Source organism: Lactivibrio alcoholicus (assembly GCF_055390895.1).
The window spans coordinates 3,336,637-3,361,250 of the sequence record NZ_AP042471.1; the positions used below are offsets into that span (position 1 = coordinate 3,336,637).

26 protein-coding genes are annotated in these 24,614 nt (G+C 54.3%); all 26 read left to right on the top strand.

Features of this window, described 5'->3' with window-relative positions; all coding sequences use genetic code 11:
- Positions 1-83: 83 nt before the first annotated feature.
- The 26 genes from ACZ5IU_RS15420 (at position 84) to ACZ5IU_RS15545 (ending at position 24,478) form a co-directional block, all read left to right on the top strand.
- On the top strand, positions 84-1,550 hold the full coding sequence (locus ACZ5IU_RS15420) for an excinuclease ABC subunit UvrC (RefSeq protein WP_464418890.1): 1,467 nt from the start codon (positions 84-86) through the stop codon (positions 1,548-1,550).
- Positions 1,528-2,658 carry a bifunctional diaminohydroxyphosphoribosylaminopyrimidine deaminase/5-amino-6-(5-phosphoribosylamino)uracil reductase RibD gene (ribD, locus tag ACZ5IU_RS15425; protein ID WP_464418892.1) on the top strand — a complete coding sequence of 377 codons (1,131 nt, stop codon included), beginning with the start codon at positions 1,528-1,530 and terminating at the stop codon, positions 2,656-2,658. Before ACZ5IU_RS15420 ends, ribD begins: the two co-directional genes overlap by 23 nt.
- A complete protein-coding gene (locus ACZ5IU_RS15430; protein WP_464418894.1) occupies positions 2,625-3,269 on the top strand; it encodes a riboflavin synthase in 645 nt (214 codons plus the stop codon). Before ribD ends, ACZ5IU_RS15430 begins: the two co-directional genes overlap by 34 nt.
- A 46-nt stretch (positions 3,270-3,315) precedes the next feature.
- Positions 3,316-4,554: a bifunctional 3,4-dihydroxy-2-butanone-4-phosphate synthase/GTP cyclohydrolase II gene (locus tag ACZ5IU_RS15435; protein WP_464418896.1), complete on the top strand. Its 1,239-nt coding sequence runs from the start codon at positions 3,316-3,318 to the stop codon at positions 4,552-4,554.
- A 19-nt stretch (positions 4,555-4,573) separates the two neighbouring features.
- On the top strand, positions 4,574-5,062 hold the full coding sequence (gene ribH, locus ACZ5IU_RS15440; RefSeq protein WP_464418898.1) for a 6,7-dimethyl-8-ribityllumazine synthase: 489 nt from the start codon (positions 4,574-4,576) through the stop codon (positions 5,060-5,062).
- Positions 5,055-6,329: a serine--tRNA ligase gene (serS, locus tag ACZ5IU_RS15445; RefSeq protein ID WP_464418900.1), complete on the top strand. Its 1,275-nt coding sequence runs from the start codon at positions 5,055-5,057 to the stop codon at positions 6,327-6,329. Before ribH ends, serS begins: the two co-directional genes overlap by 8 nt.
- A gap of 160 nt (positions 6,330-6,489) precedes the next feature.
- Positions 6,490-8,181: a WecB/TagA/CpsF family glycosyltransferase gene (locus tag ACZ5IU_RS15450; RefSeq protein WP_464418902.1), complete on the top strand. Its 1,692-nt coding sequence runs from the start codon at positions 6,490-6,492 to the stop codon at positions 8,179-8,181.
- Between the two features lie 3 nt (positions 8,182-8,184).
- The gene (locus tag ACZ5IU_RS15455; protein WP_464418904.1) at positions 8,185-8,655 is read left to right on the top strand and encodes a CBS domain-containing protein; all 471 of its coding nucleotides are present in this window, start codon (positions 8,185-8,187) and stop codon (positions 8,653-8,655) included.
- Positions 8,642-9,016, top strand: coding sequence for a hypothetical protein (locus tag ACZ5IU_RS15460; protein WP_464418906.1), 375 nt, complete (start codon positions 8,642-8,644; stop codon positions 9,014-9,016). Before ACZ5IU_RS15455 ends, ACZ5IU_RS15460 begins: the two co-directional genes overlap by 14 nt.
- Positions 9,013-10,923, top strand: a complete 1,911-nt coding sequence (locus tag ACZ5IU_RS15465; RefSeq protein WP_464418908.1) for a V-type ATP synthase subunit I — start codon at positions 9,013-9,015, stop codon at positions 10,921-10,923. The genes ACZ5IU_RS15460 and ACZ5IU_RS15465 overlap by 4 nt, the downstream gene beginning before the upstream one ends.
- On the top strand, positions 10,905-11,123 hold the full coding sequence (locus ACZ5IU_RS15470) for an ATPase (RefSeq protein ID WP_464418910.1): 219 nt from the start codon (positions 10,905-10,907) through the stop codon (positions 11,121-11,123). The genes ACZ5IU_RS15465 and ACZ5IU_RS15470 overlap by 19 nt, the downstream gene beginning before the upstream one ends.
- 6 nt (positions 11,124-11,129) lie before the next feature.
- Entirely contained in the window at positions 11,130-11,765 is a 636-nt protein-coding gene (locus tag ACZ5IU_RS15475; RefSeq protein ID WP_464418912.1) for a hypothetical protein, read from the top strand.
- On the top strand, positions 11,719-12,789 hold the full coding sequence (locus tag ACZ5IU_RS15480) for a V-type ATPase subunit (protein WP_464418914.1): 1,071 nt from the start codon (positions 11,719-11,721) through the stop codon (positions 12,787-12,789). Before ACZ5IU_RS15475 ends, ACZ5IU_RS15480 begins: the two co-directional genes overlap by 47 nt.
- A 267-nt stretch (positions 12,790-13,056) precedes the next feature.
- Positions 13,057-14,814 carry a V-type ATP synthase subunit A gene (locus ACZ5IU_RS15485; protein WP_464418916.1) on the top strand — a complete coding sequence of 586 codons (1,758 nt, stop codon included), beginning with the start codon at positions 13,057-13,059 and terminating at the stop codon, positions 14,812-14,814.
- Positions 14,811-16,199, top strand: coding sequence for a V-type ATP synthase subunit B (locus ACZ5IU_RS15490; protein WP_464418918.1), 1,389 nt, complete (start codon positions 14,811-14,813; stop codon positions 16,197-16,199). Before ACZ5IU_RS15485 ends, ACZ5IU_RS15490 begins: the two co-directional genes overlap by 4 nt.
- The gene (locus ACZ5IU_RS15495) at positions 16,196-16,843 is read left to right on the top strand and encodes a V-type ATP synthase subunit D (protein ID WP_464418920.1); all 648 of its coding nucleotides are present in this window, start codon (positions 16,196-16,198) and stop codon (positions 16,841-16,843) included. The genes ACZ5IU_RS15490 and ACZ5IU_RS15495 overlap by 4 nt, the downstream gene beginning before the upstream one ends.
- Positions 16,843-17,307, top strand: a complete 465-nt coding sequence (locus tag ACZ5IU_RS15500) for a 23S rRNA (pseudouridine(1915)-N(3))-methyltransferase RlmH (protein ID WP_464418922.1) — start codon at positions 16,843-16,845, stop codon at positions 17,305-17,307. The genes ACZ5IU_RS15495 and ACZ5IU_RS15500 overlap by 1 nt, the downstream gene beginning before the upstream one ends.
- Before the next feature lie 45 nt (positions 17,308-17,352).
- Complete coding sequence (locus tag ACZ5IU_RS15505; protein ID WP_464418924.1) at positions 17,353-17,661, top strand: YbaB/EbfC family nucleoid-associated protein; 309 nt, start codon at positions 17,353-17,355, stop codon at positions 17,659-17,661.
- 19 nt (positions 17,662-17,680) lie between these two features.
- A complete protein-coding gene (gene recR / locus ACZ5IU_RS15510; RefSeq protein ID WP_464418926.1) occupies positions 17,681-18,301 on the top strand; it encodes a recombination mediator RecR in 621 nt (206 codons plus the stop codon).
- Positions 18,302-18,518: 217 nt separating this feature from the next.
- Positions 18,519-19,493 carry a PIN/TRAM domain-containing protein gene (locus ACZ5IU_RS15515; protein WP_464418928.1) on the top strand — a complete coding sequence of 325 codons (975 nt, stop codon included), beginning with the start codon at positions 18,519-18,521 and terminating at the stop codon, positions 19,491-19,493.
- A 44-nt stretch (positions 19,494-19,537) separates the two neighbouring features.
- Entirely contained in the window at positions 19,538-20,659 is a 1,122-nt protein-coding gene (gene ispF, locus ACZ5IU_RS15520) for a 2-C-methyl-D-erythritol 2,4-cyclodiphosphate synthase (RefSeq protein ID WP_464418930.1), read from the top strand.
- A 127-nt stretch (positions 20,660-20,786) separates the two neighbouring features.
- Positions 20,787-22,256 carry an IMP dehydrogenase gene (guaB, locus tag ACZ5IU_RS15525; protein WP_464418932.1) on the top strand — a complete coding sequence of 490 codons (1,470 nt, stop codon included), beginning with the start codon at positions 20,787-20,789 and terminating at the stop codon, positions 22,254-22,256.
- A 21-nt stretch (positions 22,257-22,277) separates the two neighbouring features.
- On the top strand, positions 22,278-22,463 hold the full coding sequence (locus tag ACZ5IU_RS15530) for a hypothetical protein (RefSeq protein ID WP_464418934.1): 186 nt from the start codon (positions 22,278-22,280) through the stop codon (positions 22,461-22,463).
- Between the two features lie 53 nt (positions 22,464-22,516).
- Positions 22,517-23,086, top strand: coding sequence for a hypothetical protein (locus tag ACZ5IU_RS15535; protein ID WP_464418936.1), 570 nt, complete (start codon positions 22,517-22,519; stop codon positions 23,084-23,086).
- Complete coding sequence (gene nusA, locus ACZ5IU_RS15540) at positions 23,087-24,172, top strand: transcription termination factor NusA (protein WP_464418938.1); 1,086 nt, start codon at positions 23,087-23,089, stop codon at positions 24,170-24,172. It abuts the gene before it with no gap.
- A 96-nt stretch (positions 24,173-24,268) separates the two neighbouring features.
- Positions 24,269-24,478 (top strand): YlxR family protein, encoded by a 210-nt coding sequence (locus tag ACZ5IU_RS15545; protein ID WP_464421963.1) that lies wholly within the window; start codon positions 24,269-24,271, stop codon positions 24,476-24,478.
- Positions 24,479-24,614 lie beyond the last annotated feature (136 nt).

Genomic DNA, 24,614 nt, shown 5'->3' on the forward strand with positions numbered 1-24,614 from the left:
GGGTGGAGTTTGCAAAAGCGCATAATAGGATTTAAACTGTAATATCAATCTTATACAAGATCAGGGAGTCCATGTCAAAGGATATGATTCTTTCCACTGTGCGTTCTCTGCCTCTGAAGCCCGGCGTGTATCTCATGAGAGACGCGACGGGAACAGTGATCTATGTCGGCAAGGCGAAGTCTCTCAGAAAACGGGTCTCATCGTATTTCTACCACAGAAATTTCGATTCGCCGAGACTGCGGAACCTCGTCGACAGTATAGAAGATATTTCGGTCATACGAACGGAAACGGAAGCGGAAGCTCTTGTTCTCGAAGCGAAGCTGATCCGCAAGTATTCGCCCTTCTTTAACGTCGATCAGAAAAACACCGACCGTTATCCGTACATCAAGATTCCGGATGAACCCTTCCCGAAGCTGATTGTTACGAGGAAACGCGAGGAGGATGGGGCAACCTATTTCGGTCCGTTCGTAAGTGCCCGCGAGATTCGCGATCTGTTACGGCTCTCGGAACGATATTTTCCCTTGCGGACATGTTCCGGGAACATCCGTCCCGACGCGAAAAGGCGCCCCTGCATTCGCTATGAACTCGGAAGCTGCCTCGCCCCGTGCGCCGCTCTTTGCGACGAATCGGCGTATCGCGAACGCGTGGATGATCTCATTCTTCTTCTTACCGGGAAATGCGTCGATCTCGTCGAGAGGATCAGGGCGAGAATGGACAGGGTGGCCAAAAGTCTCCTTTTTGAAGAGGCCGCGCGTCACCGCGACGCGATACGTGCGATATGGAGAGTGTCGCGCCAGCGTATATCGACGCCTCTTCAGGGTGAATTCGACCGGGAAACATGGACGACGCTTGTTTCCCTTCAGAAAGAGCTTTCGCTGGGGACGCTTCCGTGGCGAATCGACTGTTTCGATATCTCCCATTTTTCGGGGAAAGAAACATACGGCGTCGTCGTCGTCTTCGAACAGGGACAGCCCAATTCCTCGCTTTTCCGTAAATTCCTCATCCGGACCGTGGTGGGGATCGACGATTTTCGCTCGATCGAAGAGGTCGTCTACCGTCGCTACAGCCACGTCCGGAAAGGCGAGGAACCTCCGCCTCAGCTTGCTATAATCGATGGAGGGAAACAGCAGCTCGAATTCGCTCTATCGGCCCTGCGGAAGCTCGACATGACTGATCTTGCCGTTATCGCGCTCGCGAAAAAGGAGGAGCACGTTTTTTGCCCCGGTCGCGATGAGCCGGTCATTCTCCGCGAGGACGATCCGGTGCTCCGCTTTCTGCAGCGTATCCGGGACGAAGCTCACCGATTTGCCATAGGGACGCACCGGGGCAGACGCGAATCGCGACTGAGACGATCCGTTCTCGAAGAAATTCCCGGAATCGGCAAACACAGGGCGGCACAGCTCGTTTCCGTGTTTGGCAGCGTCCAGAGAATTGCGCATCTTTCACCGGAAGCCATCGTCGAGAAAATTCCCGGGATCGGAATGCGGACGGCGGGAAAGATTCTTTCTTATCTGAAGGAGAATGCCCATGGCAACGAAACGATCGATTGACGAATATTACATGCATCGGGCATTGAGCCTTGCCCGGAGAGGGCTTGGTGCCACACGTCCGAATCCGATGGTCGGATGTGTCCTCGTACGTGATGAAAGGGTCATTTCCGAAGGATGGCATTCCCGCGTGGGAGAAGCCCACGCGGAAGTCGCCGCCCTTGAAAAACTGCGTTCTTCAGGCGATACCGCCGTGGGGGCGACCGCATACGTTACACTCGAGCCGTGCTGTCATTTCGGACGAACTCCTCCATGCGCCCCCCGTCTCATAAAGGAAGGAATAACGCGTGCGGTCGTCGGAATGGCCGACCCGAACCCGAAAGTCGACGGCGGTGGAATTCGCGTTATGAGGGACGCCGGAATCGAGGTCGATGTCGGTGTCCTCGAGGCGGAGTGCCGGACTCTGAACCGCGGATTTCTGTGGCGCCATCGTCTCGGACGTCCCTGGATTACGGTGAAGGCGGGAATGACGCTCGATGGAAACATTGCGTGTCGCGACGGAACGAGCAAGTGGATTACCGGTCCGGATGCCCGTCGGATGTCGCATCTGCTTCGGGCCGAACACGATGCGGTCCTTGTCGGGATAGGAACGGTCCTGAGCGACGATCCTTCGCTTGATGTCCGCGAGACGGATGGTATTTCTCCCGTTCCGGTCGTACTCGATTCCCGACTGTCGATTCCCCGCGATGCGAAGCTATTCAACGGAAGAAGAGCCATCCTCCTCTGTGGAGAGGATGCATCGGGCGAGCGCCGGGAATCGCTTCGCGAAACGGGATGCGATATCTTCCCGGTACCGCGCGATTCGGACGGAACCCTTTCGCTCGAAATCGCAACGAAGATTCTTTCCGAAAAGGGAATTTCGAGTATCCTTGTCGAAGGAGGACCTCACGTCGTCTCTTCCTTCTTCCGAAGCGGAATCGTGGATGCTGTTTCCCTTTTTGTCGCGCCGAAAATTCTCGGAATCGGACGATGCTTCTCCGGGCCTCTTGAAATACACTGTCTCGAAAGGGCGGTCTTACTTCGGGAACTGTCCGTCAGGGCGGCCGGAAACGATATGTGGATCGAGGCGAGAACGGAATGTTCACCGGACTTGTTGAAGCCGTCGGCGTAGTTCGCACCATCGTTTCGAACGGAGAGACGCACAGGATCCGTATCGAGGAACGGGGCTTGGCTCCGGGTCTCGTTTTCGGAGCGTCCATCGCGGTATCCGGCGCATGCCTTACCGTGACCGAGTCCGACGGAACGACATTCGTCGCGGACGTGATGAAGGAAACGTGGGAAAGAACGCGCTTCCCGAAGCTGCGTTCCGGCGCGAAGGTCAATCTCGAACGCCCACTGACTCCGGGCTCCCGGATTGACGGACATTTCGTCCAGGGGCATGTCGATGGAGTCGGGATCATCAAATCGCTTTCAGCGGATGCGTCGTCGTCGATCCTGACGGTTACCGCCGACGAAACGCTTCTTCGGTTCGCCGTCGAGAAGGGGTCTGTCGCAATAGACGGAATCAGCCTCACAATAACTGCGTGCGGGACCGATTTTTTTTCCGTCGGACTGATTCCTGCAACGAAGAATGTCACCACTCTCGGGACGGCGAGAGAAGGGGATCCCGTAAATCTCGAAATGGATATTCTTGGGAAATACGTGTATCGTTTCCTTGGGAAGAGCGATTTTCCTGCGACGGGCGGTGTAACGTGGGATCTGCTCCGTCGTCTCGAATACTGATCGTCCGGAATCTGAAGAATCCGGACTCATGGAGGAACGAGGCTGAATGAACGAGGAAAACGGCGTTTTCAGTTCGATAGAAGACGCGATCGCCGATATACGGAATGGAAAGATGGTCGTCGTCGTCGACGACAGAGAGCGTGAGAACGAAGGAGACATCGTCGTTGCCGCGGAACGGGTCACGGCGGACGACGTCAATTTCATGGTCCGGTTCGCCAGGGGGCTCGTCTGTGTTCCCATTTCTCCGGAACAAGCGGAGCGTCTCAGGCTTCAGCACATGGTTCCCGATAGCACCGAACGCCACGGAACGGCTTTCACCGTTTCCGTCGATGCGAAGGAAGGAACCACTACCGGCATTTCGGCGGAAGAAAGGGCACTGACTGCGCGACTTCTTGCGAATCCCGACGCAAAACCGGAAGACTTTCTTCGACCCGGACATATTTTCCCCCTGATCGGGAAAAAGGGAGGAGTTCTCAAGCGTGCAGGGCACACAGAGGCCGCGATCGATCTCGCCCGCCTCTCAGGTCTGACCCCTGCGGGCGTCATCTGTGAGATCATGAGCGAAGACGGCAGTATGGCAAGACTTCCGGAACTGCTTCCCTTCGTCCGGAGGCATGGGTTGAGGATCGTCTCGATCGAAGATCTCATCCGATACAGAATCGTTCGCGAAAATCTCGTCGAACGATTCGTCGAGGTCAAGCTTCCGACGGCGTTCGGCGAATTCATGGCCTATGGATACAGGAGCGTCATCGAGGAGGGCGGGGATACGACACATATCGCACTTGTGAAGGGCGATATCAGAAACAGGGAAAATGTCCTCGTTCGCGTACATTCCGAATGCCTCACCGGGGATGTTTTCGGGTCCCTGCGATGCGATTGCGGGCCCCAGCTCCATCAGGCGATGAGAATGGTCGATGCCGAAGGGCAGGGAGTCGTGCTGTATATGCGGCAGGAAGGAAGGGGCATCGGCCTTGCGGGGAAGCTGCAGGCATATCATCTTCAGGACAATGGATACGACACGGTGGAAGCCAATCTCGCGCTCGGGTACCCTGCCGATCTCCGCGATTACGGTATCGGCGCCCAGATCCTTCGCGATCTTGGCATCTCGAAGATTCGGCTGATCACGAACAACCCCAGAAAGATCGTCGGGCTTGAAGGATACGGCCTCGTCATCTCTGAGAGAGTTCCGTTGGTTATCGAAGCGAACGATTTCAACAAGAGATATCTCGATACGAAAGAGCAGAAACTCGGTCATTTGCTTCACGACATGACAAAAAAACTTTGATCACGGAGGCGGATCGGAAATGAGAACCTTTGAAGGGAAGCTCGTAGGCCGGGGATTGCGTTTTTTTGTCGTTGTCTCCCGCTTCAACGAGCTGTTGACGTCGCGTCTTCTCGAAGGTGCGAAGGATGCTCTTTTGCGACACGACGTCTCGCATACGGCCGTGGATATAGCCTGGACGCCCGGAGCCTGGGAGATTCCGCTCGTCGTGAAGGAAGCAGCCCTTTCGGGGAAATACGACGCCATTATCGCCCTCGGAGCCGTAATACGCGGGGATACCCCTCACTTCGACTACGTGGCGAACGAGGTCTCGAAGGGAATCGCACATATCGGCCTCGAACAACGCGTTCCGGTGGCCTTCGGCATCCTGACGTGCGATACGCTTGAGCAGGCACTCCTCAGGGCGGGTAGCAAGGCCGGGAACAAAGGGGCGGAAGCTGCACTCGCGGCGCTCGAAATGGCGAATCTGCTCAGGGAATTCCGTGAAGGAAAGGAGAAGGAACATGCTTGATATTCGATGGATACGCGGCAATGTCGATGAGGTCAAACGTTTCCTTGCAAACCGGAACAACGACACTGATATCGACGCCATTCTCTCGCTCGACTCGGAGAAGCGTTCTCTTCTCGTGGAATCGGAGGAACTGAAGGCGAAGCGGAACGAAGGATCGAAGAAAGTGAGTCAGGCAAAAGCTGCAAAAACGGACGTCCAGGATCTCATGGAAGAGATGCGACTTATCGGAGAACGCGTCAAGACGATCGATTCCCGGATTTCGGAAATAGACCAGAAGCTCGACGACATGCTCCTTCGCGTTCCGAATCGTCCTCATGAGTCCTGTCCTGTAGGAAAAGACGAAAACGACAACGTCGAAATACGGAAATGGGGGAAGATTCCGGAATTCCCGTTCGAGCCGAAACCGCATTGGGAAATCGCCGAGTCGCTCGGTATCATGGATTTCGAGCGCGGCGTTGCCCTTGCCCAGAGCCGATTCACCGTGCTAAAAGGAATGGGCGCTCGTCTTGAACGAGCTCTTCTCAATTTCATGCTGGATCTCCACACCGAACGACACGGCTATCAGGAGATCGAACCGCCGTTCATGGTTAACAGTGCGACGATGCGGGGAACAGGGCAGCTTCCGAAATTCGCCGAGGAGTTGTACAAATGCGACGGGGACGACCTGTGGCTGATTCCGACCGCCGAAGTTCCCCTCACCAACCTTCATGCCGGGGATATTCTGGAAGAAGACGTTCTCCCGCTGTATTTCACGGCATATACACCCTGCTTCAGACGGGAAGCGGGAAGCTACGGACGCGATATTCGCGGATTCCTTCGCCAGCACCAGTTTGACAAAGTTGAAATGGTCAAGCTTTGTACCCCTGAAACCAGTTACGACGAACTTGAGAAACTTACGCAAAATGCCGAGGAAGTACTCCAGCTCCTTGAGATTCCTTACAGAGTCATCTCTCTGTGCACCGGAGATATCGGGTTCGGTTCGAGCAAGACATACGATCTTGAGGTCTGGCTTCCTTCGCAGGGGAAATATCGTGAGATCAGTTCTTGTAGCAATTGCGAGGATTTTCAGGCCAGAAGGATGAACACCCGGTATCGTCCGAAGGACGGAGGAAAGCCGCGTTTCGTTCACACGTTGAACGGATCCGGAATTGCCATAGGCAGGACATTGATCGCCGTCCTGGAGAACTACCAGAAGGAGGACGGATCTTTCACCGTTCCGAAAGTCCTCGCGCCCTACATGAACGGAGTGTCGGTCATCGGAAAGTAAATTGGTTTTTCGCGCCGGTGGGGGAGCCGCTCGACTTGACTTTCCCCGCCGGTGATGGAGCGGCCCTTTCGTGCTACAATAAACAAGATCATGCGGAAGGTGGGGAATCCTTATAACGCTCGTTGGTCCGTATACCTACAACGTTATTTTCTTTTCCGGCATGACGATGGTCTGCTGTTTTCTCTTCCAGAGAGTGTGCAGGCGATTTCTCGATACGTCCCGCTATAACTACATGCGGGATCTCGCACTCCTTGCGGCATGGCTCACCAATGCCGTCTGGCTCGGATCCTCATCGTCGAGGTTCGTTCTCCTCATGGCCGTCGTTGCGTCTGTGGCAGGAATGTGGCATCATTTCGTCCGGCGAAGCACGATGTATTGGGTTTATGCCCTTATCGGAGTCGTATTCGCGCTTTTCGGACCAAGAATCAGCTTTATCGGCCTTCCCGATGGACAATACATTTACCTTTCGGATACGGCTTCCATCATTCTCTCGGCATTCTGGGTCTTCATTTTCCCGGTTGTCTTTCAGCAACTCGACAACATTCCCGGTATGACGGGGCACCTTCTTGCCGTCAGCATGTCGCTCCTTCTCATCGTCACGGTTCTTTCACCGCAAAGAATGGACGACGCCTTTTTCATGTCCTGTTCCGGTCTGATGCTTCTCGCAGTTTTCTGGAGCCGCCACGGTCACATGTACCGGCGCCTCGGAGAGGCTCTGTCCGCATTCTGGGGAGTTCTCATCGCCGGAATTTCCTCTATAGGCGTAAGCAAGGGCATTACCTTCAGCGCTCTTTTAATACTTCCCCTCGGGTTGTTTGCGATCCCGTTCATGGAAACATCTCTCCATTTCGCGAGCGTCGCGTTCTTTTCCAGACCACAGGGCGCGATGGTCTTCTACCGAAGGCTCATATCGAAAGGAATGGACCACCCGAGCGCCGTACGCTGCATCACTGCCGTCTGCGCCATCATCGGCGCGCTCATCGCTCTTTTCCAGCTCGACGGCAGCAGGGGGACGATCCTGATGTTGAGCGGGATCCTCTTTTTTGCCGGAGTAACGGTCATTCCACTGTTTCGTATGTGCCTGATGACGGGTATACGAACGCAACACTCGGAGTTGTGGGGGGTCCGCATCGATAACGTCTCGATGGATTACGCCGTGGCGAAAGTCCGCAGCATGATCGACTCCGGAAGCCGGGCTCATCTCGTTGCGACGGTGAACGCGCTTGCGCTCATGCAGGCACGGAGAGATGCGGAGTACAGGAACGTACTCCGACGTTCGACGATGACGCTTGCCGATGGGACGGGGCTTGTTTGGGCGCTTCGATTTCTCGGCTCTCCCGTCCAGGAGAGAGTCGCCGGCATCGATTTCATGGCACGCATCGCACGACTCGCCGCGGCTGAAGGATGGCCCGTCTTTTTTCTCGGCGGTACCGATGCGGTCGTGAGCGGTGCGGTTCGGAAGCTCAAGGAAAGACACCCCGATCTCATTGTTGCCGGGTATCGGAATGGATATTTCACCGAATCCGAATGCGAGGGGATTGTGTCCTCGATCCGCAATTCGGGGGCACGGGTCGTTTTTGCAGGTATGGGAATCCCCCGACAGGAGATCTGGATCGACAGGTTTTCCGAAGACCTCGGCCCGGTTGTCGCAGTCGGGGTCGGCGGGTCGTTCGACGTCACTTCGGGGATGCTTTCCCGGGCTCCCGAAACGTGGCAGAGGCTCGGACTGGAATGGCTCTATCGTTTGATTCAGGAACCATGGAGATGGAAACGGGATATCGATCTGCTGCTTTTCTGTCTGCATGTATTCATCTCGCGTCTCACACAGAACCATACGGGGGAGGATGGATAACTCTTGAGAACCACGGCCCGCGATATTATGCAGCGAGACCTGACATCGGTGCTCGAGAACGATCGGATACAGGATACCGTCCACATTTTATACAGCCACAATATTTCGGGAGTCCCGGTTGTCGATGAGGAGTGGTCTCTTATCGGTTATATCTCCGAGTCAGATATTCTGAAAGCCGCCGTTCCGACGTATCTTGAGGTCCTCGCGCAGACAACGTTTCTCGATGGCGATGAGGAGTGTTATCTTTATCGGCGTTTTTCCGCAATCGGTCACTCTCCGGTAAAGGAATACATGAACAGAAAGCCCGTTTCCGTCGGTCTCGGAACGGGGCTTATGTCGGTCGCCGACATTATGCTTCGGAGAGGAATAAAGAGAATCCCCGTCGTCGATAGCGGTAAGCTCGTCGGAATCATCGATCGCGAGTCGTTCTGCGAATATCTCATGGAGGACGCGGTCCACAATGAGTGTCGTTGAACGGAAAATACCCGAAAAGCCGGATGCGGAAGTCAGCGCGATCGAAAAGGAACTCGTCATCTTCCGGGGAAATCTCGAGGCCGAGTACAAACGGCTGGAGGAGTCCTCGCAGGAGGAAATAGCTTCGGCTGTCGCCCGGATGGATGCCTTGGCCGCCCGAACACTTGAAAAAACCGCATCTGGATGGGTGGAGAAAGAAGAACAGGCACGTACGATTTTGTCTGATATGGAAGTTTCCCTTCACGACATGTTCGAACGATTCCTCGGCGATATTGGAAAATTCGATTCCACATCCATGGTGAACTCGCTTTTCGAGACGACCTGCGCTTCGTGCAAGATAGCGGAGGAAAAGTCTCCATGATCCGGAGCATGATGCGTCTTGCCGTATGGGGAACGGCTTCCAGCAAGAAAGCGATCATCGAGACGCTTCACGATCTTGGGGCTCTCCACCTCGATCAACCAGCTTCCGTACCCCGCCATTTCACTGCTGAAGCGGACGAATTGCGTATGCTCCGTGGAAAGCTTCTTGGCATGCTCGAAATTCTCGGATGGGACGAATGGGAAGCTCTCTCGGAAGAAGCGATCTCGAAGACAAGAACTACGCTGACATTACCGCTCGATGAGATTGTGGGCGAAATCGACAGGAATCTCGATCAGTTCCGCGAGCGCCTTTCGGGATTCGCAAAACGGAAAGAATCACTTCGTGACGTTTTAGAAAGAATCAGGAACGCACATGATACCGTCCGATATTTCCTTCCCTTCATAAAGGAAGCGGAAAAGGAAGGGAAAGGCCTTTCATTCTGGTGGGTCGACCGCAAAGACGTCTCGAAATATGTCAGAGAGATTCGTGAAGCGCTTAGGGAGGATCGCACCCGGGAAACCGGCTTTTCGCATATGTCTCATACTTTCAGGGATGAACGCCTTCTCATATGCGTCAGCGTCTCTGAAGAGGAACTTCCTGTCATCGAAGGCATTTTTCAGAACAACGGAGCGATACGGTGGCGGCCGCCGCGCGAATGCGGCGATCAAGATATGTCAGCCGCTCTTGAATGTATCGAAGAGAAGTTGGAATCCCTCCCTGCCGAAATCAGATCAATCGATACGGAACTCTCGGAAACCTCCGTCGAATGGGGACCAAAACTGGCATCGCTGTTCATTCTCGTCGACGAGGAGCTTGAGGAAAAACTCATAGCTCAGCGATCCGACTCTGCTGAGGAGTATTTTCTTCTCGAAGGATGGATACCTGCTGACACTCTCGAAAACGCGACGAGAACTCTCAAGGAACGTTTCGGGGCATCCGTTTTCCTGTATTGGCGGTACCCGTCAACGGACGAGTGGCATGAAGTACCGACCGCCCTCTCCAACCCTCCTACAACGCGGCCATACCAGCTTTTTATCTCGCTTCTCCGGCCGCCGTCCTACAATACGTTCGATCCGACATCCATGGTAGCTCTTTTCTTTCCGTTCTTCGCCGGATGTATGGTCGGAGATGCCGGATATGGTTCGCTTTTCCTCGCTCTTTCCCTCTGGATTCAAAGAAAGGGGCATTCTCAGACGGCAAGGGATGTCGGAAAGATTCTTTTCGGTGTCTCGCTCTGGAGTATTCTATGGGGAATCGCCTTTGGTGAATTCTTCGGAGATATCGCCCAGCGTCTTTTCAATGTTCATCCCCTCTGGGTCGAGCGATCACACGCTGTTCTGCCGGTAATGGTATTCTCCGTTTCTCTCGGCGCGGCACACGTCCTTCTCGGGCTCTTCGTCGGTTTTATCCGAGGCGTCCGAGAGAAGAACAATCATCTCCGTAACGAAAAATGCGGCAATATCCTCGTTCTCCTGGCTCTTTTCGCCTTATTGGCCGGTACGAAGGGGACCTTTGCGAGAGTACTCTTTCCCGCAGGCGGCGCAATGCTTTTCCTTGGTGTCGTCCTGCTGGTTGCAGGCGGGGGAATCGGAGGAGTCATCGAGGGGCTCGGGTCCGTCGGGAATATCCTGAGCTATGTCAGAATAGCCGCTATCGGTCTCTCCTCCGCGATTCTGGCGATGGTCGCCTCGAAATTCGTCGATATTCTCGGAGTTTCGGTATTTGGAATTTTCATCGCCCTGTCAATACATGTCCTCAATTTCGTTCTCGCGCTTGCGGGATCCGGACTTCATTCGGCACGGTTGCATTACGTCGAGTTCATGGGTAAATTCTACGAAGGAAATGGAAGAGATTACGTTCCTTTTTCTCGAAGGAGGAGAACGACCATATGGAAAAAGCAATCATAGCCATCGCAGCAGCACTTGCAGTAGGGTTACCCGCCCTTGCAACCGCATACGCACAGGCAAAGATCGGCAGCGCCGGGGCCGGAACGGTGGCGGAAAAACCGGAGACTGCCGGAACGATGATCATCCTCGAAGCAATCCCCGAAACAATGGTCATTCTGGGATTCGTCGTCGCAATAATGCTGATACTGCAATTTGCATGATGCTACATGCCTGCCGAAACTGCCCGTGATTTCGAGGCGTTCAAGGAAGCGCTCGTCCAGGAGCACACGCTCAGATTGGATGCTCTTCGCCGCAAAACGGAGGCACAGATAGCCGAAATGCTTTCCGGAAAACGTTTTGAAGTCGAGAGACAGCTTGAAATAATCGAGAGCGAACAGGGAGAACGTTTTTCGGCGTTTGTAAAAAACGGGAAGATGCGTCTTCGCAGCCGGTATCGCGAGGCGTTTCTAAAACAGGTGGCCGCACTTTTCGCTTCCGTCGGAAGCCTCTATCACGATCGGATTCTGCGGATGAAAAATGACCCTGGAGAATATGGCGATGTTCTTTCCGCGTTGATCGCCGAAGGGATCTCCCTCATCGGAAACGATGCCGTGGCATTGGTCGAAACGGGGGAATCGTGCGTTCTCGACGGACGAGTTCTCCCGTGTCGCGTTCGCGAAGTGTCGCTGGAACGATGGGGCGGGTGTATTCTGGAATCGTGCGACGGTTCGAGGATTGTCGACAATACGCTGAAGACCCGATGGGAACGAATGTATCCTGAAGTCATCAAAGCTCTCTCCCGGGAGGTCAGACGAATTGTTTCCGAATATCCGGAATTCGTCCGCGAACTACGACTATCTTAACTCGAGAATCCGGACAAAGGCTTCGTCGCTCCTGAAAGAGAACGAATACGCTTCGCTTGCGTGTGGCAATTTGCGTGACGTAGAACGGTTTCTTCTGGAAACTCCTCCCTTTGCCGAGTCGTTCCAGAAAAGCTTGGTTATGTCACAGGATTCTTCACTGAAACGCATTGAGACGGTCGTCGCCGAAACGGAGACATCTCGACTGATACAGCTTCGTTTATTGGCCGAAGGAGAAGCGGAGCGACTGATTTCGACGTATCTTTCCCGAGCCGATCTCATAAACGGACGTCTTGTTCTGAGGTCCGTTCATGCCGGTAAAAACGGCATACCGGAACCGTATTGGCATACATATGGTTCGGTTTCGGCCTCCTTTTTTTCGGATCTCTGGAAAACCAGTTCATCCGTATCGGATTGCATCGAATACTGTCGTTCCGAGTCGTCTTCCGTAAGTTCGATGCTCGTCGCGGCTTTCTCGGAACTCGGGAGAACGAACGATCTTCTTCAGGCGGAGAGAGTGCTTCTTCTCGCGTTCCTCCACACGGTCGAATGTCGTCTCGGAGACAGAAAATCAGATAATACCGGTGCCGTCGAGCAAATAGCCGGAATGATGATCGATGTCTGGAATCTCGCAGTGTGGCTCAGACGCAATATTCTCAAGGTGAATACATCCGCTGCGTACCTCGATACTCCGTATTCGACCATTGAACATTCCCGCCTCCGTCGCGCCTCTTCGTTGAAGCGTCTCCTGGCCGGGACTCCATGGATAACGATGCTTCGGGGAAAATTCGATTCTCCCGAGATCGTCTATCGAAAACTGCATACGTCTCTTCTCGAGTGGCAGATATCCCTCTATCGTCGGGATCTTCTCGGAATCCATGTCGCTCTCGGGTATGCCGCAAAAGTTCTCGTAGAATGGAACAACCTGAATATAATCGCAATCGGAGTCGCTTTCGGAATGAACTGCTCGGAGATTCTCGCCAGACTCACGGAACACGACACCTCGGGGAGGATTTTCCGTCCATGAAGAATATGAAGCCCGCCGTCGTAGGGCGGCAACTTTTCGTCGATCTCTGGGCTATGGAAGGGTTCGAACCGATCGTCTGCGAATCTCCTTCCGACCTCGCAACTATGCTGAAAACCCTGACTGATGACGAGCGTCCGTTCGTTGTCGTAGAGGATAGATGGTTTCGTTGCGTCCCCGCATCACTGAGAAAACGACTGACAGCATCTCAGAACCCCGTTTGGATTTCGTTTCCCGACCTTTTCGCGGAACCATCGTGAGGTGATCTGCATGACAGAAGGCGTAATCATCGGTATTTCCGGGCCCGTCGTCACAGTTTCCACCGATGCCCCGGTTCGCATGTTCGAAATCGCGTATGTCGGGACGTCGCATCTCTTGGGCGAGGTTATTCGCATCCGCAAGAAAAACGTCGATATTCAGGTGTACGAAGATACGAACGGTGTCAGACGCGGCGAGGGCTGTTCGTTCTCCGGAGAACTTCTCGCCGTCGATCTTGGCCCCGGCATTCTGGGAAGCGTCCTCGACGGGATCGGCCGACCTTTGAAAAAACTCGGCGAAGAAAGCATCTTCATTCGCAAGGGCATTCATACGGGAACGCTTTCGCATGTCGGAGCGATGCCTTTCGCCCCGTGCGTTCGTGAAGGAGATATCCTTTCCCCGGGATCCTTCATCGGGTTTTCCCGGGAGGGATCCCATGTTGAACACAGAATCATGGTTCCTCCGAATTCACGCGGCGGAATCGTCGAATATGTTGCGTCTGAAGGGATGTACACCTCCGACGCGGTTGTCTGCAGGGTTCAATGTGGCGAAACGTATTCGATGGCGCATAAATGGCGGCTTCGCGTCCCGCGCCCCGTCCGCTCGCGATTGCCGCTCGATCGTCCCCTTGTGACGGGACAAAGGATTCTCGACACGTTGTTCCCCCTAGCCCTCGGCGGAGCGGCGGTCCTCCCCGGAGGATTCGGAACGGGGAAGACCGTAACGCAGCAATCGCTCGCGAAGTGGTGCAATGCCGACATCATTGTCTACATAGGATGCGGTGAGCGTGGAAACGAAATGACGGAAGTCCTCGAGGAATTTCCCGAACTGACGGATCCGTGGCATGACGCTCCGTTGATGGAGCGCCTCGTCCTGATCGCGAATACGTCGAATATGCCGGTTGCGGCGCGCGAAGCGAGTATCTATCTCGGAATGACGATAGCCGAGTACTACCGGGATATGGGGTATGACGTCGCGATCATGGCGGATTCGACGTCGAGGTGGGCGGAAGCTCTCAGAGAGATTGGCGGGCGTCTCGAAGAGATGCCGGGCGAAGAAGGGTATCCCGCATACCTCGGTTCGAGGCTTGCGCAGTACTACGAGCGCGCGGGACGTGTTTCACCGCTCGGCGAACCGGAGCGTTCCGGTTCGGTTACCGTGATCAACGCCGTATCTCCTGCAGGCGGAGACTTCTCCGAACCCGTGACGCAGGCGAGTCTTCGTCTCTCCGGAACATTCTGGGGGCTTGACAAACGACTCGCACAGCAGCGTCATTTCCCAGCAATCAATTGGACACAGAGTTTTTCCCTTTACGACGAAACACTCGACCCCGTTTTCGCCAGGGAAATCGGTTGCAGGAGAAATGAACTCAAGCAGTACCTCCGTATGATGCTCGACGACGACAGGAGACTTCTGGAACTCGTACAACTCGTCGGACGCGACGGGCTTTCGGAAGAGGACAAATGGATTCTCTTCATGGCCGAGCTGATCAGAATCGTCTTTTTGCAGCAGAATGCTTTCTCTGATGCCGACGCCAGTTGTTCGACGCGAAAGCAGTTCTTCATAATCGACCTTCTGAAAAAAACCGACGATATCGTCCGCCGCAGAATTCACGAGGGAATTCTCTTCGAGAACGTCGCGGAAATGCCGTTTCTCAGGGATCTGCTGAGGATCCGCGATATCCCGGAACAGGCATTCGACGCCGAAGCGTCGCAATGGCTGAACGATCTTGTGGGGACCGTATCCGGACTGGCGGTGATGCCACGATGACTCTTGCCAAGGAAGGGTTCCGTTCGATAACCGGCATTTCGGGCCCGCTCGTTTTTGTATCGGGAATCCCGGATGCCGGCTATGGCGAACTCGTGACGATAGAATCTCCCGAGGGACGTAAGCTGGGGCAGGTCCTTCAGATCGACGGAGACATCTCAACCGTTCAGGTTTTCGACGGAACGATGGGACTCGACACTGGAAACTGCACGATCTGGCTCGAACGCGATGTCGTTCGCATACCCGTGGGAAGCGGTTTGATCGGCCGTGTCCTGAACGGCAGAGGAGAAGCGACGAACGGAGAACGGCTTTCCTGCGTCGAAGATATTCTCCCGATCGGCGGAATGCCGATCAATCCGTATATGCGTGAGAGTCCGAGCGCATATATAGAGACCGGAATTTCCACGATAGACATGATGAACACACTTGTGCGCGGGCAAAAACTTCCCATCTTCTCCGGAGCCGGCCTGCCGGCAAACCGGATCGCCGCTCAGATCGTCAGGCAGGCGACTATTCCGGGGCGGGAAACCTCATTCCTGGTGGTTTTCGCGGCCATGGGAATCACACGAAGGGAAGCGCAATTCTTTACCGAAACATTCGACGCGACCGGAGCGATCAACAACGGTGTCTTCTTCATCAATCTCGCCAGCGATTCGGCGGTCGAACGCCTGCTGACACCCAGGATGGCGCTTACCGTCGCCGAATATTTCGCGTTCACGAAAGGGTATGACGTTCTTGTTATCCTGACGGATATGTTGCACTATTGCGAATCGCTTCGAGAGATCGGCGCGGCAAGGGAAGAAGTTCCGGGACGTCGCGGGTATCCTGGTTATATGTATTCGGACCTTTCCGAGATATATGAAAGAGCCGGGTGCGTCAGGGGAAGTCCGGGCAGCGTCACGCAAATTCCCATTATCACGATGCCGGACGACGACATGACGCATCCCGTCGTCGACCTTTCCGGATACATCACCGAGGGGCAGATCGTACTGGATCGTGGGATATACGACCGGGTCGGCTATCCTCCAATCAATGTGCTCCCGAGCCTGAGCCGCCTCATGAACAAGGGAATCGGAAAGAAGAAGACCTTCGAAAGTCATCGGGCTCTTGCCGACCAGCTCTACGCGTCTTACGCGAAGGCCAAGGAACTTGAGCGACTTCGGCTGATCGTCGGCGACGACGGCCTTACGGAAACCGAAAAGGACTATCTCCGCTTTGGAGAAAACTTCGAGCGCGAGTTCGTGAACCAGGGCGATGCCAGAAGGACGATCGACGAGTCGGAACGTATCGCTTGCGAGTGCTTCCGCGTGCTGTCCCGGAAAGAACTCTACCGCCTGCCGGAACACTATGTGTCACGATTTCGGAAAAATGAAGGGACTCTCCTATGACCGGATCCGCGCAACGTCCTCCGACAAGAGAACAACTCCTTGACGTCCGGAAGCGTCGGAGCACGGTGCAATACGGCAAGCAGCTCCTCGAGAAGAAACGCGATGCGCTGTTGCGATCCATCGAGGAAGACAGACGCCGCTTTCGCGATCTCGAGAGAGAGTTTCGCGAAAGAACGAAGCGCCTGTCGGTTTTGTATGCGCTCGTAAGGATGTACGACGGAGCATCCATGATGCAGCTTCTGCGCATGGATGCTCCTGAGATTTCGGTCTCTTCCGTCCGACATTCTCTGATGGGGTGCCACTTCGTCCAGTTCATGCCCGAATCGGCGAATGGGAATCCTCATCAGACACGCAGCGCCTACGATCCCGCTCTGACATCGCTGTATGTGGATGATCTCTTGCGGGAGATCGGGAGTGTCGATGCTCTTGTATGGCAGTACGTCAATCTCACCACGAAGCTTTCCTTTCTTGAGAAAGAGCTCCGCAAAACACTCATGAAAATCAACACGCTTCAATACGTCCTCCTGCCTGAACTTGCCCGCGACGAAACGCGCATTCGGGCGATTCTCTCCGAACGGGAACGGCAGGAACGCTTTTCGATAAAACGACTCTCCTCGAAAAAGAAAGCACACGCCGTATTATAATGAAAGTCCTCGTTCTCTCGGTGGGAAAGGTGCGCGAACCGTTTCTCGAACGGGCTATACGGTCATACGTCGCCAGAATGACTCCGGCTCATAAAACGTCGTGGGAGTACGTCCCGGAAATTCGGGGAGAGTCCCGGAAGGAAATCGTGCTTGACAAGGAATGTCTTTTGCTGGAGAAGGCCATACGCGACCGGGATCGGTGCGTTCTTCTCGACGAACGGGGAAGGCATTTCAAAAGTACCGAATTCGCCGGATGGCTTCAGGGCGAAATCGCTTCCTGCCCGGGCAGGCTTGTGTTTATCGTCGGAGGACCTTTTGGCGTCTCTGAGCGCATCCGCGACCGGGCGACGCAAAGCGTAGCGTTGTCGCAAATGACATTCCCGCACGATATGTGCGTTCTTTTCCTCATGGAACAGCTCTATCGGGCGTTTTCAATCCTGGCGGGAACGGCGTATCATCATTAGCTGATCGATTATACCCACTCTTTTCTATGATTAAGGAGGATATTTATGAAGCTCGACAAGATTATGAAACAGGCTCAGCAGATGCAGTCCAGAATGGCACAGGTGCAGGAAGCGCTTTCAAAGGAAATGGTGACCGGGCAGGCTGGCGGAGGGATGGTCACAGTAACGGCGAACGGCCAGGGCGACGTTCTTTCCCTGTCCATAGAGAAAGAGGTCGTCAATCCCGATGATGTTGAAATGCTCGAAGATCTCGTTCTCGCGGCGGTAACCGATGCCATCCGCAAGAGCCGCGATCTTGCCCAGGAGAAGATGAACAGCGCGACCGGCGGACTCGCTTCGCTGGGAATAATGTAGAAGGGATTTCACTGAATAGATGACCCCGGGTGCTTTCGATCGTCTCGTCGTTCTTCTGAAAAAACTTCCCGGAATCGGGGAAAAAAGCGCTCGAAGGATGGCGTTTTTTTTCATTCAGCAGAACGAATCCTTCGTCCGCTCTTTTATTGACGCCTTGAACGATGCAAAACGGAATATTCATCCCTGTTCTCTCTGTGGTACCATAACGGATATGGATCCGTGCGCGATTTGTTCGGATCCGTTGCGTGACCGCACGTCGATTCTTGTCGTCGAGACGGTCGAAGACCTTGTCAACATCGAAGGGACGGGCGTCTTCAACGGAGTCTACCATGTTTTGGGAGAACGTGTTTCTCCCTTGACGGGAGACGATCTTTCCGAAAAAGCTCTGCGCTTTCTGAAAAGGCACCTCGAGGAACTGGACGTCGGGGAGGTGATTGTCGCCACAAATCCACGAATCGAGGGTGAACTGACATATCACGCTATTTTATCCGCGCTCGAGGGGTTCGATGTCCGCATCACGAAGCTCGCATGCGGTCTTCCGATCGGCGGAAGCATCGAGTTCGCCGATCGGGTTACGCTTCATGCGGCTTTGGATGCGCGAGTCGAGATTCGGAAAGGAAATAAGCACGAAAAGAGGTGAAACGATGTCAGAAGCTTTCGGGCCTGTTATTCGTATGCTGTTTTCCGGCTTTCTCGCACTTCTCGGAGGCATGGCAGGATTTCAAATCGCCCAGATCGTTATTCCCGAGATTCCCTACGAGTGGGTTCTCTGGGCGAGGAATTCAATTCCGTCATGGGTTCCGAAGCAAGTCTTTTTTTCATTATGTTGCATTCTCCTCTTCGGAGGAACCGGTTTTATGCTCGCTCCTCTTTTTACGCGTTTTCTCGCCTCGCTCGGGGTTGTATTCGAAAATCACCTGAGAAGCTTCAAATGGCAGGATATTACGTCCGCAACGCTTGGAATGATCGTCGGACTTCTGATCGCGAATCTGATCGCTCTGCCGTTTTCGAACCTTCCGTTCGGCAGCTATATCGCCGTTTTCCTGAATATCATTCTTGCATATGTCGGGGCACGAATCGTTCTTAAACGCCAAAGCGACATCAAAGGAGTTTTTGCCCCCATTATCGGGCTCAAGGAACGCGTTCTGAAACGAGGGGGAACGACATCCGAACTTGACACGACTTCCGGCGAGATCGCCGATGAAGAGGCGATGTCCTGCAAAGACGCAAAAATTCTCGACACGAGCGTCATAATCGACGGTCGCATTCTCGACGTGGCAAAGACAGGGTTCCTCGAAGGCAGTCTCGTGCTCCCACGTTTCGTTCTTCTCGAATTGCAGGCTGTCGCGGATTCCACCGACCCGGCCAGAAGAACACGCGGGAGACGGGGGCTCGATGTCGTCAACGAGCTTCAGAAAATCCCCGGGATACATGTCGAGATCGCGGAGTTTTCCCTGAAGCATCTTCGCGTCGAGTCGGTGGACAGCGGACTGATAGCGATGGCACAGAAGCTCAAGGCTCAGATCCTGACAACCGACTACAACCTGAACAAACTCGCGCAGATTCAGGGCATACGCGTCCTCAACGTCAACGACCTCGCCAACGCGCTGAAGCCGATGCTTCTTCCGGGTGAATCCATCGTCATCGACGTGATCCGCGAAGGAAAAGAACCCCATCAGGGTGTCGGATATCTCGATGACGGAACGATGCTCGTCATCGAAGACGGAGAAAATCATATCGGTCGCCGTGTCGAAGTTGTGGTGACGTCTATGCTCCAGACCTCCGCCGGAAGAATGGTATTCGGCAGAATCAGAAGGGAAGTCCGAGCATGAAATCATGCTCCCTCGTAGTCGTTGCCGCAGGAAGAGGCGAACGTATGGGCGGAATCCAAAAACAGCTCGAACGGATCGGAGCACTTCCGATGTGGCAGTGGAGCGTCCGAACCGCGAGTCTGCTTCACCTTGCCGGCATCGTCCGAGAGTGTGTTCTCGTCGTCCCTGACGGAGAGGAGAACAAATTCGCAAACGATATCGAAAACAGCATGTCCCTGAATATCGTTCCGGGGGGCAAAGAAAGGGCGGAATCGGTCCTTAACGGCATTTCAGCCTGCTCTTCCGATATCGTCCTCATTCATGACGCCGCGCGGCCGTTTGCTTCGAAAGACCTCTTCGTCTCAATCGCGGAGAAAGCCTCCGAAACGAACGGGGCGATTCCTGTTTGCCGTGTCACGGACGCGCTCAAGCGATATGAAGACAGTTCCCTGCAATCAATCGACAGGGAGTGTCTTTATGCGGCGCAGACTCCTCAGGGATTCGGAAGAAAGAGACTTGCCGAAGCCATAGAATCATACGGTTTTTCCGGTAAGGACGAAGCGGAAGCCTGGACATCGCGGCGCAATCCCGTTTCTCTCGTTCCGGGCGAACGGGGAAATATCAAAATTACGTTTCCCGAGGATCTCGTTCTGGCGCGAAAACTTGTCGAGAAAAACGGATACAGGACGGGAACCGGGTTTGACGTCCATCCCCTGAAACCCGGAAGAAAGCTGATCCTCGGAGGAGTAACCATTCCTTCTCCGCTCGGTCTCGATGGACATTCAGACGCGGACATCGTCGCGCATACAGTCGCCGACGCGCTGCTCGGGGCCGCGGGTGAGCCCGACATCGGATTGTTGTATCCCGCTTCGGATCCGGCATTCAAAGGAGCCGACAGTATGCTGATTCTGAGAGACGCCGTCGTTCGTATTCGGAATCGGGGATGGATCATCAAATGGGTGGATATCGTCCTTTCCGCACAATATCCGCGCCTTGCCCCATACCTCGATTCGATTCGCGGGAATCTGTCCCTGTGTCTTTCGGAAGATGCTGACGTTCGGAACGTCAACATCAAGATAAAGTCCGGCGAAGGAATCGGAGCCGTCGGGACCGGGAAATGCATGGAATGTTCCGCTGTGGCGACAGTAGAGAGGATGCCGGGCTTTGCCGGCATCCTCTCGGAATGATCTTGATGATATCCTGAAAGTATCGTAGAATGTTCGCCACTCTTTTTATACGCTGGTGGAAGAGTATCGATACGTCCATACGGATCCGGGAGGACGCAAGGATATATTCCGGGAAGGAAGATAGTTGATGATTGACAGATTCGTTTCGTACGAAGGATTCACATTTGACGACGTTCTCCTCGAGCCTGCATGGAGTGACGTTATTCCGGCCAAGGTGTCGATCGCATCGAGACTGACGCCGGATATTTCCATGTCGGTTCCGATCTGTAGCGCAGCGATGGATACCGTTACCGAAGCCCGTCTCGCCATCGCGATCGCGCGCGAGGGCGGGATCGGCATTATCCACAGGAACATGCAGATTTCGCAACAGGCCGGAGAGATCGACAAAGTCAAGAGATCAGAATCCGGCGTCATCGTCGATCCGTTTTTTCTTCACCCCGACGACCCCGTGCAGAGCGCGGTCGATCTGATGGCTCACTATCACATATCGGGAGTACCGATTGTCGACGAAACAAAGAAGCTCGTCGGCATCATTACGAATCGTGACCTCCGATTCGTCACGAACTACGGCCAGAAGATCCGGAACGTCATGACGGCGGAAAATCTCATTACCGCTTCCGAAGGAACAACGCTGGAAGACGCCAAGAAAATCCTCATGCTGCACAAGGTCGAAAAGCTTCCGATCGTCGATTCCGAAGGGACTCTCAAGGGACTCATCACGATCAAGGATATTCAAAAAGTCGTGGAATTTCCCTTGGCGTCCAAGGATTCCCACGGCCGCCTCCGCGTCGGCGCCGCCATCGGATCCGGAGTCGACGCGCTCGAACGAGCAGCCGCACTCGTGAAAGCCGGAGTTGATGTTATCGTCGTCGATACGGCTCACGGTCATTCGTCGCGAGTCCTTGAAACCGTGCGCCGCGTCCGTGCCGATTTTCCCGATATGAGGATCATCGCCGGGAACGTTGCCACGGCTGAAGCGACGGAAGCCATGATCAACGCAGGCGCGGATGCCGTCAAGGTTGGAGTGGGACCCGGTTCGATCTGTACGACGAGAATCATCGCAGGAATCGGCGTGCCCCAGCTTTCCGCGATCATGAATGCGGCGCGCGTCGCGCATGAAAAGGGGAAAACTATCATCGCGGACGGCGGAATCCGATACTCGGGCGACATCGTCAAGGCGATCGCCGCGGGTGCGGATTGCGTCATGATCGGTTCACTATTTGCAGGTACGGAGGAAAGCCCCGGAGAAGTCGTCATTTATCGGGGACGCTCCTACAAGAGCTATAGGGGAATGGGCTCGCTCGGAGCGATGAAAGAAGGATGCAGCAAAGATCGTTACTTTCAGGAAGGAGCAACCTCCGAAAAGTTGGTCCCGGAGGGTATCGAAGGACTGGCCGCGTATAAAGGCCCTCTCGGCGGCGTCATGTTTCAACTGACCGGCGGATTGCGGGCGGGGATGGGATATGTCGGCGCGGCGAACGTGTCTCTGCTCCAGACTAAAGCGAAGTTCGTACGAATTTCCGCAGCGTCCGTCAAGGAGAATCACCCCCACGACGTTGTCGTAACAAAGGAAGCTCCGAATTATTGGGTCGAATAGACCTCGAGGAGGTGCAGGATCGTGGAAGCGAAGGTTTTTTCCTCAAACAAAATGGATTCCGTTCTCTACTGGAACGGGATACTCGATCTTCCGTTGCTTGAGGAAGAATCTCTGGCCGACACGATGATCCTTTCTCCCGACATATGGGACTTCGAGACATCGCTCGAAGATTGGTGGAGCGAGTTCATCTCCGATTTTACGTTCTAGTTGCCCGATACACGCTTTTATGTTATCCTACTTGAAGCACGTCGGGAAGCGCTATGTCGAAGAGTGGGGATGTCCCACTCTTCGTTTTTTATGGACGTGTGAAAGAGGGGCAGAAAACGTTGATTCCTGAGAAAAGCGATATTCTCGCAATGGTAAGAGAAATCGTCGAAAAATGTGGATACGAGTGTGTTCTCGCTCGTTTCGTCACGGAACGGAAAAATTCGGTCCTTCGTGTTTTTATAGACAGTGTCGGCGGAATTTCCGTCAAAGACTGCGAGATCGTATCTCGAGCGATTATCGACAGGCTGAATGCGGCAGCACCGGATTTCCTCGAGAAATTCTCTCTTGAAGTCAGTTCTCCAGGCATTGAGCGTCCACTTTTTTCTCTGGACGACTATATCCGTTTCCATGGGAAAACCGTGAAAATCCGCCTTTCGGAACCCTTTGGAGGCAAAAGGCAGCATACCGGAACAATCCTTTCGGTAGAAGGGGATTTCGTCTCGATAGCTGAAAGCGAATCACGTGAGACACTTCGGATTCCCTTCAGTCTGATCGCGAGCGGACATATCGTGTACAAAAACACGCCCGAAGAGAAAGGGCATGTTATGAGGAGGAGTGAGTAGATGCAGCTCGGACGCGATTTCGTGCGCGCATTGAAGCAGATTACGGCGGAGAGGGGGCTCTCGCCGGAGATCGTGGCTTCGAGTCTGGAAGCGGCGCTCGTATCGGCATACAGAAAGTACCAGGGTGGCAATCAGGATGTCGAGGTGCACATCGATCTCGAAAGCGGAAGTGTTTCGCTATGCGAGATCAAGCAGATCGTTGACGTCGTGGACACCCCTGATACGCAAATCGCGCTTCCCGACGCCCGAAAGCTTGGCTTCCTCGATGTGGATACTGGTGACATTATCAGAATAGAGGAGAACCCGGAAAACTTCGGGCGTATCGCGGCACAAACCGCTCGTCAGGTCATCATCCAGCGATTGAAGGATGCGGAACGACAGATCATCTTCGAGGAATTCGCGGACAGAGTCGGTGATCTCGTCAACGGACTCGTTTTCAAGTCGGAACACGATCAGGTCCTCATCCGCCTCAACGAACGCACGGAGGCGATTCTTCCGCGCGAGGAACGCATTGTCGGAGAGACATACAATCCGGGGGATCGCATGAAGTTCTATCTCCTCGATGTCCGCCAGACAACGAGAGGTCCCAGAATTGTCGTTTCCCGCACGCACCCCGGATTGCTCAGAAAACTGCTCGAACTTGAAGTTCCCGAACTGCTCGACGGAATCATCGAACTCAAGGGAATCGTCCGTGAAGCCGGGGCTCGGGCAAAGGTGGCAGTATTCTCCCTCGACCCGAATGTCGACCCCGTAGGAGCCTGTGTGGGAAATAACGGCGCCCGGATAAAATCCATCAGCAAGGAATTGTACGGAGAGAAAATCGACATCATCGTATGGAACAACGACCCGCTCCAGTTCATTCGAAATGCTCTCTCTCCGGCGAAGATCGTCAAGATAGAACCGAATCTGGATCTCGAAAGGGCCGTAACCGTTTATGCAAGGCCGGATCAGCTCTCTCTCGCCATCGGCAAGGCCGGGCAGAACGTCCGTCTCGCCGCTCGCCTTACGGGGTGGAAGATCGACATCAATGCGCTGGAGGCTGAGAGAATGCCGACATTGCACGACCTTTTCCAGGATATCCTCTGATTCCGGTTGCGCCAGTTCGGGTGATTTATGGAAGACATGAAGAGACGCCGTCCGAGGACGTGCGTTGGATGCAGGAAAGAAAAGACTAAACGGGAAATGCTTCGGATCGTTCGCAGCGCCGCTAACGGGGACATCCTGGTTGATACGTCGGGGAAGGCCCCCGGACGCGGAGCGTATGTATGTATGGACCGGATTTGCATTCTGGAAGCGAAGAAGGCAAATGCGCTTTCCAAGGCGTTGCGCGTCCATGTTCCGGAGTCTTTCTACGCAGACCTGTTATCCTTTCTGGAGGGAAGGGAGAGATGAATTCGGCCGTTCTGTCCCTTTTGGGCCTTGCTCGACGGGCACATGTTCTTGTGATTGGAAAAGATGGTGTAAAATCATATCTGCTTTCGGGAAAGCGGGCTCTTGTCCTGTTTCCAGAAGACTGTGCGATGGAAGC